Origin of the sequence: Dactylosporangium sp. NPDC000244, from assembly GCF_040300725.1 — a bacterium.
GTDB lineage: Bacteria > Actinomycetota > Actinomycetes > Mycobacteriales > Micromonosporaceae > Dactylosporangium.
This window is the reverse complement of record NZ_JBEPEH010000045.1, coordinates 72,464-84,612: the sequence shown is the minus strand read 5'-3', so window position 1 is coordinate 84,612 and position 12,149 is coordinate 72,464. Positions and strand designations below refer to the sequence as shown.

At 72.5% G+C, this 12,149-nt stretch carries 14 protein-coding genes and 1 pseudogene; 9 read left to right on the top strand and 6 right to left on the bottom strand.

What is annotated here, in order from left to right:
• The first annotated feature begins 18 nt into the window (after positions 1 to 18).
• The 4 genes and pseudogenes from ABT369_RS46710 (at position 19) to ABT369_RS46695 (ending at position 1,900) form a co-directional block, all read left to right on the top strand.
• Positions 19 to 405, top strand: coding sequence for a VOC family protein (locus ABT369_RS46710; RefSeq protein ID WP_350623125.1), 387 nt, complete (start codon positions 19 to 21; stop codon positions 403 to 405).
• Between the two features lie 75 nt (positions 406 to 480).
• A pseudogene (locus ABT369_RS46705) lies at positions 481 to 612 on the top strand (YdeI/OmpD-associated family protein); the annotation flags it as partial.
• Positions 613 to 677: 65 nt separating this feature from the next.
• Positions 678 to 1,007 carry a YciI family protein gene (locus ABT369_RS46700; RefSeq protein WP_350623123.1) on the top strand — a complete coding sequence of 110 codons (330 nt, stop codon included), beginning with the start codon at positions 678 to 680 and terminating at the stop codon, positions 1,005 to 1,007.
• On the top strand, positions 1,004 to 1,900 hold the full coding sequence (locus ABT369_RS46695; RefSeq protein WP_350623121.1) for an RNA polymerase sigma factor: 897 nt from the start codon (positions 1,004 to 1,006) through the stop codon (positions 1,898 to 1,900). Before ABT369_RS46700 ends, ABT369_RS46695 begins: the two co-directional genes overlap by 4 nt.
• 8 nt (positions 1,901 to 1,908) lie before the next feature.
• On the opposite strand, the gene ABT369_RS46690 is transcribed toward ABT369_RS46695, so the two are convergent.
• Positions 1,909 to 2,598: an MmyB family transcriptional regulator gene (locus ABT369_RS46690; protein ID WP_350623119.1), complete on the bottom strand. Its 690-nt coding sequence runs from the start codon at positions 2,596 to 2,598 to the stop codon at positions 1,909 to 1,911.
• On the opposite strand from ABT369_RS46690, the gene ABT369_RS46685 reads away from it, so the two are divergent.
• Together ABT369_RS46685 and ABT369_RS46680 are read left to right on the top strand one after the other, a co-directional pair.
• Positions 2,495 to 2,782, top strand: coding sequence for a hypothetical protein (locus ABT369_RS46685; protein WP_502891915.1), 288 nt, complete (start codon positions 2,495 to 2,497; stop codon positions 2,780 to 2,782). The genes ABT369_RS46690 and ABT369_RS46685 overlap by 104 nt on opposite strands.
• Before the next feature lie 38 nt (positions 2,783 to 2,820).
• Complete coding sequence (locus ABT369_RS46680) at positions 2,821 to 3,285, top strand: hypothetical protein (protein ID WP_350623117.1); 465 nt, start codon at positions 2,821 to 2,823, stop codon at positions 3,283 to 3,285.
• 12 nt (positions 3,286 to 3,297) lie between these two features.
• Here ABT369_RS46680 and ABT369_RS46675 read toward each other — a convergent pair whose 3' ends face one another.
• The gene (locus tag ABT369_RS46675) at positions 3,298 to 3,735 is read right to left on the bottom strand and encodes a hypothetical protein (RefSeq protein WP_350623115.1); all 438 of its coding nucleotides are present in this window, start codon (positions 3,733 to 3,735) and stop codon (positions 3,298 to 3,300) included.
• A 133-nt stretch (positions 3,736 to 3,868) separates the two neighbouring features.
• Complete coding sequence (locus ABT369_RS46670; protein ID WP_350623113.1) at positions 3,869 to 5,014, bottom strand: DUF1996 domain-containing protein; 1,146 nt, start codon at positions 5,012 to 5,014, stop codon at positions 3,869 to 3,871.
• Positions 5,015 to 5,103: 89 nt separating this feature from the next.
• Here ABT369_RS46670 and ABT369_RS46665 point away from each other — a divergent pair, with 89 nt between their 5' ends.
• On the top strand, positions 5,104 to 5,598 hold the full coding sequence (locus ABT369_RS46665; protein WP_350623111.1) for a YfbM family protein: 495 nt from the start codon (positions 5,104 to 5,106) through the stop codon (positions 5,596 to 5,598).
• Positions 5,599 to 5,652: 54 nt separating this feature from the next.
• On the opposite strand, the gene ABT369_RS46660 is transcribed toward ABT369_RS46665, so the two are convergent.
• Genes ABT369_RS46660 through ABT369_RS46650 form a run of 3 tightly spaced genes read right to left on the bottom strand, consistent with a single transcriptional unit; the run spans position 5,653 to position 7,501 of the window.
• Entirely contained in the window at positions 5,653 to 5,964 is a 312-nt protein-coding gene (locus tag ABT369_RS46660) for a DUF3349 domain-containing protein (protein WP_350623109.1), read from the bottom strand.
• A gap of 8 nt (positions 5,965 to 5,972) precedes the next feature.
• Positions 5,973 to 6,290: a hypothetical protein gene (locus tag ABT369_RS46655; protein WP_350623107.1), complete on the bottom strand. Its 318-nt coding sequence runs from the start codon at positions 6,288 to 6,290 to the stop codon at positions 5,973 to 5,975.
• Positions 6,290 to 7,501, bottom strand: a complete 1,212-nt coding sequence (locus tag ABT369_RS46650) for an inorganic phosphate transporter (protein WP_350623105.1) — start codon at positions 7,499 to 7,501, stop codon at positions 6,290 to 6,292. The genes ABT369_RS46655 and ABT369_RS46650 overlap by 1 nt, the downstream gene beginning before the upstream one ends.
• A 126-nt stretch (positions 7,502 to 7,627) precedes the next feature.
• Here ABT369_RS46650 and ABT369_RS46645 point away from each other — a divergent pair, with 126 nt between their 5' ends.
• Positions 7,628 to 8,029 carry a MerR family transcriptional regulator gene (locus ABT369_RS46645; RefSeq protein ID WP_350623103.1) on the top strand — a complete coding sequence of 134 codons (402 nt, stop codon included), beginning with the start codon at positions 7,628 to 7,630 and terminating at the stop codon, positions 8,027 to 8,029.
• A 60-nt stretch (positions 8,030 to 8,089) separates the two neighbouring features.
• Complete coding sequence (locus ABT369_RS46640) at positions 8,090 to 12,058, top strand: bifunctional nitrate reductase/sulfite reductase flavoprotein subunit alpha (protein ID WP_350623173.1); 3,969 nt, start codon at positions 8,090 to 8,092, stop codon at positions 12,056 to 12,058.
• Positions 12,059 to 12,149 lie beyond the last annotated feature (91 nt).

The window sequence follows — 12,149 nt, the reverse complement described above, 5'->3', positions numbered from 1 at the left end:
TGCCGGGAGGGTAGGGGCATGACCTTGAGAGGCATGGCCACCGTCAACTACTTCGCCGCCGACTGGACCGCCGCCCGCGACTGGTACACGCGGGTCACCGGCGCCGAGCCGTACTTCCTGCGCGAGGGCTACGCCGAGTGGCGCATCGGCGACCGCCAGGCCGAGCTCGGCCTGATCGACGCCCGCTTCCGCGCCCCGGGCACGCCGACCGGCCCCGTGGGTTCCGTGTTGTACTGGCACGTCGACGACGTCGAGGCCGAGCTCGCCCGGCTGCTCGACCTCGGCGCCACCGTGCACGAGCGGCCCCAGGACCGCGGCCACGGCTTCGTGACCGCCACGGTCCTCGACCCCTTCGGCAACCTGCTCGGCATCATGCACAACCCGCACTACCTGGAGATGCTGTGAGCCTCGTGCTGGACGCGGCCGGCTTCGACGCCTGGCTCGCCGACACCGAGAACCCCACCGACCCTCGCCACTTCGCCGCAGGCCGCTGTCGCCTATGCGGAACTGTCGCGGACCGCCCGATACGCGCGCTTTCTCCCGCTGCTCAAGGCGCGCACGGAGGCGACCCGTGCGACGGCTCTGCGGCGGGCTCTGCAATCGTTGGGCTGAGGTTGTCGATTTCCGGCGGGCCGTTCGACAAGTGGGTGAGAAGGCTCATCGGAAAGGGGACGATCATGGCGCAGTACGCGGTGCTCATCTACGCGGCGGACTCGGCGACGGACGCGGGCGAGCTGGAGGCGCACGACCGGCACGCGCAGGAGCTGGAGGCGTCCGGCGCGCTGAGGGCGGCGTTCGCGCTGGAGCCGAGCGCGACGGCGACCTCGCTGCGCGCCGGCGGGGTGACCGACGGCCCGTTCGTGGACGCGAAGGAGGTCGTGGCCGGCTTCTACATCCTGGAGGCCCCCGACCTCGACGCGGCCCTGCGCATCGCCGGCGGCAACCCGGTGATCGGCATGGGCGGCGGCGTCGAGGTGCGCCCGGTCGCGGGCGGCTTCGTCGCGTGACCGTCGCCGAGGCGGTCGCCGGCGCGCACCGTGACGGCTGGGCCCTGGTGCTCGCCGCCACGGTGCGCGTCGTGCGGGATGTGGACGTGGCCGAGGAGTGCGTGCAGGAGGCGTACGCGGCCGCCCTGGTCGCCTGGCCGGTCGACGGCATTCCCGCGAACCCGGTCGGCTGGCTGACCACCGCCGCCCGGCGCCGGGCCATCGACGTGGTCCGCCGGGAGCGGGTGCACCGCACCAAGCTCGCGCTGCTGACGGTCCCCGAATCCGAGCCGCTGCCCGAGCCGATGCCAGTCTTGGACGAGCGGCTCGGCCTGCTGTTCATGTGCTGCCACCCGGCGCTCGGCCCGGACGTGCAGCCGGCGCTGACCCTGCGCCTGGTCTGCGGCGTCTCGACCGCCGACATCGCCCGCGCCTTCCTGGTGCCGGAGCCGACGATGGCCGCGCGCCTGACCCGGGCGAAGCAGAAGATCGCGAAGGCCCGCATCCCGTTCCGCGTCCCGCCGGCGGCCGCCCGCCCGGGCCGCTATGTGCTGCAGGCCGCGATCGCCGCCCTGTACGCGCAGGCCCCCACGTTCGAGGAGACGGACTGGCCGCAGCTGCTCACCCTGTACGACGAGCTGCTGCGCGTCTGGCCGTCCCCGGTCGTGGCCCTCAATCGGACCGTGCCCCTGTCGCGCGTCCACGGGTGCGAGCACGCCCTGCGCGAGCTGGAGACCCTGGAGCGCGACGTGCGGCTGGGGGGCTACCAGTACCTGCCCGCCGTGCGGGCGGACCTGCTGGAGCGCCTGGGCCGGCGACCGGAGGCCGCGGAGTCGTACCGCCGCGCCCTGGCCCTGACCGCGAACGAGCCCGAGCGCGAGTTCCTGGCCGCCCGCCTGGCCGCCCTGGCCTGATCGCCAGGTCAGGCCGAATCCGGCTCGGTGGGCTGCCGCTCGGTTGCAACCGCGGTGGTGAGGGAGGCTGCCCAGCTGGCCAGCAGGCGGAGGGCGTCCTCGCTGGCGGTGCCGGATTCGGCCGTGTACATGAGCAGGGTCTGGCCGGGGTCGGTGGCGAGCGGGATGGCCTCGTAGGGCAGTTCCAGGTCGCCGACGACGGGGTGGTGGATGCGTTTGACGCCGCTGGTGTGGATGCGGACGTCGTGGCGGGCCCACCGGACGCGGAAGTCCTCGCTGCGGGTGGACAGTTCACCGACGAGGGCGGTGAGGGCGCTGTCGCAGGGGTTGCGGCCGGCCTCGGCACGCAGCAGGCTGGCGGAGTCGTTGGCGATGGCGTCCCAGTCGCGCCAGAAGGTGCGGGCCGCCGGGTTGAGGAACGCGAACCGGGCGGTGTTGACCGGGCGGACCGGGTCGGCGTACATCGGCTCGTAGAGCGCCCGGCCGAGGGTGTTGGTGCCGATGACGTCGAGCCGGCCGGAGAAGACGACGGCCGGGGTGGTGGTCATCGAGTCGAGGATTCGCTGGATCGGCGGGCGGAGGCTGGGCCGGGCCGTGACGAGCTTGAGTGGGCGGGTCGACGGCGTGCTGGTCAGCGTCGGCGGCCCGCCGGAGCCGATGCGGGTGCACGCCGGGTCGCTGAGCCTGCGGCGGCGCATCCTGACCGGCTCGATCATCGGCGGACTGCCGCAGGCCCAGGAGATGCTCGACTTCTGCGCCGAGCACGGCATCGGCGCCGAGATCGAGGTCATCGGCATCGACCAGGTCAACGACGCCTACGAACGGGTCCTCGCCTCGGATGTGCGGTACCGGTTCGTGATCGACACCGCCACCCTGGCCTGACTGACCGCGCCGACTCCCGGCCCTGACATGATCACGAGATGACCCCGGTTCCACCCCCGACCCGCGTCGCGATCGACCACGACGACTACCACGCGGAGTTCGTCGGCCACACCGCCGACGGCCGCCAGTTCTTCCTCACCACCCCGTTCCGCTTCGCGAGCGACGACGACCCGGGCGAGGAGTTCGTGGCCCTGTTCCTGTTCGACGCCGCGGGCACCTTCCTGGAGGCCCACATCGACTCCCTGGGCCCGCGAGCCACCCTGGACCGCGCCCACGCCCAGTCCGTGCACGACGCGCGCCTGGCCTCGCTGGGCCCGGTGACGTACGGCCGGATCGAGGTCGCCCCCTTCAGCGTGGACCGCTTCGGTACGACCTTCGGCCTCCTGCTGCGCGAGGACACCGAGTTCACCGAGGACGGCGGCGATCCGTGGTGGGTGGAGCTGGAACCCGGCAACTACATGGCGTTCGCGTCGCCTTGGGACAGCGGCGAGTACGACACCTGACGCACCCCGACGTCAGGGGCGGTGGCCGTAGTGGTGCTCGTGCACCAGGGGATCGGTCTCCACGATGTAGTCGACGACCTGCCAGAAGTCGGCGATCCGCGGGTGCGCGAGCGCCTCGGCGCGGCCGAGCTTGGTGCCGAACAGCGGCCCGTCCGGCGCGACGGCGGCCGCGTCGACGGCGGTCGCGGCCGGCAGCGGGCTGTTCGTGACCGGGCCGAACCGGCAGCCGAAGGTGAAATGGTCGGTGTACTCGGTGCCCTCGCCCCAGGTGCCGAAGACGACGTCGATCCAGCTCTCGCGGACGTCGCCGTGGTCGTAGCAGGCGGCGAAGAACAGCGCGTAGGGGTGCCGGTCGCGCTCGACCATCGCCCACGTGCGGCGGCTCGGCTGGCCGCAGCAGTCGCACACCTTCTCCCCGCCGCTGCGGAATGTCTCATCGGTGGTGAACACGCCCGCATCCTGCCGCATCGCCCCCGGCGTCGGCCAGCGCCGCAGGTCGCCCGCGCCGGAGGGCAGCGCGGATCAGCCGGGCGGCGCGCCGATGGAGACGAAGTCTCCCCCGGCAGCGAGCGAAGCGAGCCGGCTAGCGCTGGTAGCCGAAGTCGTCGCACGTGCGGCGCTGCTGGATGCAGTTCCTGGTGCGGCTGTTCATGGTCGCGGTGTCCCACACCACGAAGGCGTCGCCGTGCATGGAGGACGCGCTCTTGCCGTCCTTGTCCGAGGAGAGGTAGTAGCCCTCGGGCTGGCCCTTCACGCCGTACTGGATGTCGAACGTGATCGCCGGGATCTTCACCGGGTGGTCGGCCGGGCACTTGTTGTTGTAGCCGTACGCCACGTGGTCCTTGTGGTTCGGGCTGTCCAGGTGCTCGCCGTCCCAGCAGTCCGGGAACTGCAGCATGAAGTGGAAGGTCGCGCCGTCGCCGCAGATGGGCCAGTTGCCGTTCGTGCTGCGCGCGATGCCGTCGAGGTCGCCGGGGCCGTAGAAGGCGCAGTAGAACTGGCCCTGGGCGCCCCGCGGGGTGGGGACGCTCTTCTTGGCGTCCCCGGCGATCATGCGCAGGCCCGTCGGCATCGGCATCTGCCCGGCCGACGTGTTCATCATCGAGCGGTAGTACACCCGGAAGCCCGTCGTCTCCACGGGCTTGCCGGTCTTGTTGTCGTACAGCGTCGGCACCCAGTACGCGGAGTGGTCCTGCACCGGCTTGCAGGACGTGGCCGTGTACCGCTGCAGGTCCTCGGCGGTCGTGGAGGCCTTCGTGGCCGCGTTGCCGATGAACGAGTGCATGTGCGAGGCGCCCGGCAGGCCCGGGAAGACGATCGGGTCGTCGGCGGCCGAGTGGCTGTAGGCGCAGTCGGCCCGGAACTCCGCGAGGTTGCCCACGCCGGCCGGGACCGGGTCCGCCTTCAGCGCGTTGTACGCGTCGGCCTGGGCCTTCCACGCCGCCGTGTCGACCGGCACCCACCCGGTCACGGGCGCCTTCGCCGTCGTCTTCGCGGTGGCCGACGGGGCTGCCGAGGCGTTCGCGGAGGACAGCGCGCCGGACGGGTCGGACGGATCGGCCGGGGCCGCGGCCGACGCGGGCGCGAGGGCGCTGTCGGCGCTCGCGGACTCGGGCGCCGGTTCGGCGGAGGCCCGGCTCAGGTACACGGCGACCGCCGTCACGACGATGGCGACGACGGCCAGGACGGCCGCGACGCCCCGCCGGCCCCGGAACACGGCAAAAGACACGCGGCGATGCTAGGTGGCGCCGGGCCGGGCGGAAAGCCTTCTAAAGCTTCCTTAATGCCCACCACAGGCGCGGCTCTATGATCATCACCATGGGTGCCCGAGGGGTGTACTTCGCGCTGACCGACCCGCAGGACGAGGCCCTCGCCGCCGCGCGCGACGACGAGGAGGTCATGGCCGTCGTCGCCGGGGTCGAGGAGGCCTGGGACGCCGAGTGGACGTGCGAGGTCGACAAGGCCTGGGACGCGATGCACCGCTGCCTCACCGACGGCACGCTCTGGCTCGGCCACCGCCACGGCGGGCCGCTGGAGCTGGCGGTGCTCGGCGGGTATCAGTGCCACGACGGCGACGACTACATCGTGGCCCACGTCGACGCGGACGAGGTGCCCGCGGTCGCCGCGGCGCTGGACGGCATCGGCGAGGCGTGGCTGCGCGAGCGGTACGACCGCCTCGACCCGGACGACTACGAGGGCGCGCCCGGCGACGAGGACTTCGCGTACACCTGGGAGAACCTGGTCGCCGCCCGCGAGTTCTACCGCCGCGCCGCGGCCGCGGGCCGCCCGGTCATCTTCACCGTGGACCAGTGAATACGCGAACGCCCGCACCGGCCAGGCCGGTGCGGGCGCGCTGAGCGGCGATGCCTACTCGGTCGGCGGGTCGGCCAGGGGCCAGCCGCCGGCGGCGAGGTGGGCGGAGACGCGTACCACGTCCTCGGGGGTCGCGGTCTGCAGCACCTCGTCCTTGACCATGGCCTCGATGTCCTCGGGCGTGATCGGGTCGGCCGTCGACTGCTCGGCGAGGTCGCGGGCGATCTTGCGGACCTCGTCCTCGGTGAGCTTGCGGCGCAGGATGCCCAGCAGCGCCACGTAGTCCTGGCGCGGCACGCCGGTCGGGTAGCCGGCCCGCAGCCACTCGATGCTGCGGACCAGGAAGTTGGAGCGGGACTCGCCCACGGATCCCCCTACTTCTTGTCGACGATCGTCGGGTAGATGTGCTCGAAGCTCAGCGCCTTGCCGAAGCCGCTGGCCACGATGAAGGTGATACCCAGCACGACGCCGAGCAGCACCACGACGAAGCACACCCAGCCCAGGACCGTGCCGGCGGGGTTGGCCTTGGGGCCCGCGGTGCCGTCCGCGTGGACCTCGGCGTCGCCGCCGGCGCCCCAGGCGAGGGAGCGCACGCCGAGCGCGAACAGGGTCGGCAGGCCGGCGCCCAGGATCAGGCCGACGAGCAGGACGCGCCAGGCGGCCTGGAGGGCGAACTGCAGGTTGTGGGTCATCAGCGGACCGCCTCGGCCATCTCGGGAGCGGCAGGCTCCCACTCGTCGTTGACGTTGTTGTGGTCGACCGGCTTCTTGCGGGAGTGCCAGAACATGTATCCGGCGAGCCCGACAAGGATCAGGAACACCACGACCGCACCGGCCAGGCCGCCGATCAGGTGCCCGATCCACCACATCACGGCGCCGACGATCGCGGCGGCCGGGAGCGTGATCAGCCACGCGAGCACCATGCGGCCGGCCACGGACCAGCGCACCTGCGCGCCGGGCTTGCCGATGCCGGTACCAAGGATGGAGCCCGTCGCCACGTGCGTCGTGGACAGGGCGAACCCGAGGTGGCTGGAGACGAGGATGACCGCGGCCGAGGCCGACTCGGCGGCCATGCCCTGCGGCGGGGCGATCTCCACGAGGCCCTTGCCGAGCGTGCGGATGATCCGCCAGCCGCCGAGGTAGGTGCCCAGCGCGATGGCGAGGGCGCACGCGGCCTTCACCCAGAACGGGATGTTCTTGGTGTCGGTCCAGTCGCCGGTGGCGATGAGCGCGAGCGTGATCACGCCCATCGTCTTCTGGGCGTCGTTCGTACCGTGGGCCAGCGACACCAGCGAGGCCGAGCCGATCTGGCCCCAGCGGAACCCGTTGTCGGTGAAGCGCTGGGCGACGCCGATCGTCACCTTGTAGATCAGCCAGGTGCCGACCGCGGCGATCACGCCCGCGATGACGGGGGACAGGACCGCGGGCAGCAGCACCTTGCCGACGAGCCCGTCGAGCTTGGTGCCGTTGCCGTTCCAGTTGACCCCGGCCCAGCCGAGGCCCGCGATGGTGGCGCCGACCAGGCCGCCGAACAGCGCGTGGGAGGAGCTGGAGGGCAGGCCCAGCAGCCAGGTGAGCAGGTTCCAGACGATGCCGCCGACGAGGCCGGCGAGCACGATGAGCAGGAGTGCGGAACCGCCGCCTTCGAGCAGGTTCGCCTTCGGCGTGCCGTCGGAGTTCTGGATCTTCACGACCGCGTTGGTGACGGTGAGCGCGACCTCGACGGAGAGGAAGGCGCCAACGAGGTTCAGAACGCCCGACAGCAGCACCGCCGTCTTGGGCCGGAGAGCTTTGGTCGCGATGGAGGTGGCCATCGCATTGGCGGTGTCGTGGAAGCCGTTGGTGAAGTCGAAACCGAGGGCGGTCACGATCACCAGAACGAGCACCACGGTCGTTTCAGTCACAATCCGATCGTCGCGCCGCCGGCCAGGTGGCGACAGTGGGCGGAGGACCTCCTCCGGAAAGTTCGGCTGCCGTAAACCTCCTGTTCATGTTTCCGTACCCGGACCGGCGACGGGTACAACTGACGGATGGCGTACACCCCGCGCGAGGCGGTCGAACGGACCGGGTTCACGCTCGACACCCTGCGGTACTACGAGCGCATCGGCCTGCTCGACAGCGTCGAGCGCAACGCCGGCGGCCAGCGGGTCTTCACCGACGACGACCTCAGCTGGCTGGGCGTCCTGCGCTGCCTGCGCGACACCGGCATGCCGATCGCCCGGATGCTGCGCTACGCCGAGCTCGCCCGCGGCGGCGACGACACCTTCGCCGAGCGCGCCGGGCTGCTGGAGGAGCACGACCGGGACATCGAGGCGAAGATCGCCGCACTGCGCGACGAGCAGGAGCGGATTCGGGAGAAGATCCGCTGGTACCGCGCGCAGCCGGCCCCGGCGGATCACATCGGCGAGAGCCTCGATGTGGGGCGCGTGTAATCCGGGGAGCCGAAGGCGTGTGACACGCGTGTAACTGAGCGTTTGTACCGTCGGGTCGTGATGCAGACCCGCACGGTCTGTTCCTACTGCGGGGTCGGCTGCGGCATGGTCCTCGACGTGGCGACGGACCCCGATGGCCGCCGCCGCGTGCTCAAGGTGCTCGGCGACAAGGACCATCCCGCCAACGCCGGGCGGCTGTGCACCAAGGGGGCCACGAGCGCGGAGATGCTCGCCGGGGGCGGGCGCCTGGAGCGGGCCCGGGTCCGGCGCGGGCGCGGGGAGCCGCGGGCCGAGACGGGCGTCGCCGAGGCGATCGAGCACACCGCGCGGCGGCTGCGGGCGATCATCGACGAGCACGGTCCCGACGCGGTGGCGTTCTACGTGTCCGGGCAGATGACGCTCGAGGCGCAGTACCTGGCGAACAAGCTCGCCAAGGGGTTCGTGCGCACCAACCAGATCGAGTCGAACTCGCGGCTGTGCATGGCCAGCGCGGGCAGCGGCTACAAGCTGTCGCTGGGCGCGGACGGGCCGCCGGGCTCCTACGACGACTTCGACCGGGCCGATCTGTTCTTCGTCACCGGGTCCAACATGGCCGACTGCCATCCGATTCTGTACCTGCGCATGATGGACCGGATCAAGGCCGGGGCGAAGCTCATCGTCGTGGACCCCCGGCGGACCGCGACCGCGGACCGGGCCGATCTCTTCCTGCAGGTCCGGCCCGGCACCGACCTGGCGCTGCTCAACGGGCTGCTGCACCTGCTCGTCGCGGGCGGGCACATCGACGAGGGGTTCATCGCCGAGCACACCGAGGGCTGGGAGGCGATGCCGGAGTTCCTGGCCGGCTATCCGCCGGAGCGGGTCGCGGCGATCACCGGGGTGCCCGAGGAGCGGCTGCGCGAGGCGGCCGCGCTCATCGCCGGGGCCGGGGAGTGGATGAGCTGCTGGACGATGGGGCTCAACCAGAGCACGCACGGCACCTGGAACACGAACGCGCTGGTGAACCTGCACCTGGCGACCGGTGCGATCTGCCGGCCGGGCAGCGGGCCGTTCTCGCTGACCGGGCAGCCCAACGCCATGGGCGGCCGGGAGATGGGGTACATGGGGCCGGGCCTGCCGGGGCAGCGCTCGGTGCTGGTCGAGGCCGATCGGGTCTTCGTCGAGCGGGCCTGGGGGCTGCCGGGTGGGACGCTGCGCACCGACGTGGGCAAGGGGACCGTCGAGCTGTTCGAGCGGATGGCCGCGGGCGAGGTGAAGGCGTGCTGGATCATCTGCACGAACCCGGTCGCGTCGGTCGGCAACCGGGCGACCGTGATCGCGGGGCTGGAGGCGGCCGAGCTGGTGATCACCCAGGACGCGTACGAGCGGACGGAGACGAACGCGTACGCGGACGTGGTGCTGCCGGCCGCGATGTGGTCCGAGACCGACGGCGTGATGATCAATTCGGAGCGGAACCTGACGCTGGTCGCGGCGGTCGCCGACCCGCCGGGGGAGGCGCTCGCGGACTGGGAGCTCATCGCGCGGGTCGCGGTCGCGATGGGCTACGGCGACGCGTTCGACTACTCGTGCGCCGAGGAGGTGTTCGCCGAGATCCGCGGCTTCCACAACCCGCAGACGGGCTACGACCTGCGCGGCGTGGACTACGAGCGGCTGCGGCGGGGACCGGTGCAGTGGCCCGCCCCGCCCGAGGCGAAGAGCCGCAATCCCATCCGGTACCGCAACGACGGCGTCAGCCAGCCCGTCCGCGAGTCCGCCGACGGCACCCGGCCGCGGCTGAACTTCGCGACCGCGAACGGCCGGGCGGTGTTCTTCCCGCGGCCGCACCTGGACCCGGCGGAGCTGCCGGATGACGACTTCCCGTTCCTGCTCAACACCGGCCGGCTGCAGCACCAGTGGCACACGCTCACGAAGACGGGAAAGGTGGCGAAGCTCAACCGGCTGAACCCGGGCCCGTTCGTGGAGCTGCACCCGGCCGACGCGCGGCGCCTCGGGATCGCCGACGGCGACTCGGTGCGGGTGGAGTCGCGGCGGGGCCGGGCGGTGCTGCCGGCGGCTGTGTCGGACCGGGTGCGGCCCGGCGACTGCTTCGCGCCGTTTCACTGGAACGACGTGTTCGGGGCGGACCTGTCGGTGAACGCGGTCACGTCGGACGCGGTCGACCCGATCTCGTTCCAGCCGGAGCTGAAGGTCTGCGCGGTCGCCCTGACCCGGGTCGCGCCCGAGGCGGACTCCTCGCCGCCGACGCTGTCCGGGGTGGACCTCGCACCGCTGTCCGAGGTTGAGCGGATGTACCTCGCGGGGTTCCTGAGCGCGCTGGCCGCGAGTCCGCCCGCGGCCGGGGTGGTGCCCCGGCTGCCGCCCGGGGCGCCGTTCGCGCCCGCGACCGCGGCCTGGGCGGACGGTTTCCTCGCCGGGAAGTACTACCGGCCCGGGGCGGCGGTGGAGAGCACCGCGCGGACGATCGAGATCCTGTGGGCGTCGCAGACCGGCACCGCGGAGGAGTTCGCCGCGCTGGTGGGCCGGCGCCTGGCCGACGAGGGGTGGCGGGCGAACCTGCGCGGGATGACGGCCGCGGCCGGGGACCTGCTCGGCGGCGGCAACGACCTGCTCGTCATCACCAGCACGTTCGGCGACGGCGACGCGCCCGACAACGGCACGGCGTTCTGGGACTCGCTGCAGGCGGAGCCGCCGCGGCTGGACGGGCGGCGGTACGCGGTGCTGGCGTTCGGCGACTCGAGCTACGCGGACTTCTGCGGGCACGGGCGGAGGCTCGACGCGCGCCTGACGGAGCTGGGCGGGCAGCGGCTCACGGCGCGGGTCGACTGCGAGCCGGACTTCGAGACCGCGGCCCACGGCTGGCTCGACGCGGTGCTGCTGGCGCTGCGGGCCCCGGCCCCGGCCGCGCGCCCGGCGCCGCCCCGGGCCGGCCGCGGCGAGGTGGTCGCCGCGACGCTGCGCGGCAACCGGCTGCTGAGCGGGCCCGGGTCGGCGAAGGAGGTGCGGCAGTTCGCGTTCGACGTGGACGCGGACTTCGGCTACGCGGCCGGGGACGCGCTGGGCGTGTGGCCGGTCAACTGCGCGGACCTGGTCGACGAGTGGCTGGCGGTGACCGGGCTCGACGCGCTGTCCACAGTGGACGTCGGTGGCCCGGTCGAGCTGCGGGAGGCGCTGCTGCACCGGCTCGACATCACGCGGGTCACGCCGGACCTGCTGCGCTTCGTCGCCGACCGGGGGCACGACAGTCCACTGCGGACACTGTTGCGGCCGGACAACCAGGGGGAGCTGGCGAAGTACACCTGGGGCAGGCAGGCCGTCGATGTCGTCGCCGAGCACGCGGTCAAGGCGGGCGCGGACGAGTGGGTGGGCGTGCTGAAGCGGTTGCAGCCGCGGCAGTACTCGATCTCGTCGTCGCCGCTGCTGGCGCCGACCCGGGTCGCGACGACGGTGTCGGTGGTCCGGTTCGGCAACGGGGCGGGGCGGGTGCGCAAGGGGGTGTGCTCGGCGTATCTGGCGGACGCGGAGCCGGATGCGCCCGTGCGGGTGTTCCTGCAGCGCTCGCCGCACTTCCGGCCGCCGGCCGACGACTCGGCGCCGATGATCATGGTGGGCCCGGGCACGGGGGTGGCGCCGTTCGTGGCGTTCCTGCAGGAGCGGCGGGCGCGCGGGGCGCGGGGCGGGAACTGGCTGTTCTTCGGGGAGCAGCGGCGGGCTTCGGACTTCTACTACGAGGAGGACCTGGCGGCGCTGCGGGCGGACGGGGTGCTGACCCGGCTGGATGTGGCGTTCTCGCGGGACCAGCGGGCGAAGGTGTACGTGCAGGACCGCATGCGGGAGCACGGGGCGCAGCTGTGGGCGTGGCTGCAGGACGGCGCGCACTTCTACGTGTGCGGGGACGCGACGCGGATGGCGAAGGACGTGGACGCGGCGCTGCGCGAGATCGTGGCCGCGCACGGCGGGATGGACGAGGGCGCGGCCGCCGCGTACGTGAAGCAGCTGGCGGCCGAGAAGCGCTACCTGCGCGACGTGTACTAGGGACGCCGCGGACGCCGGGAGCGGGCCGTGTTCACCGCCCCGGCCACCTGGCGACCATCGTGCGCGACGACACGGCCGTGTTGCCTGGGAA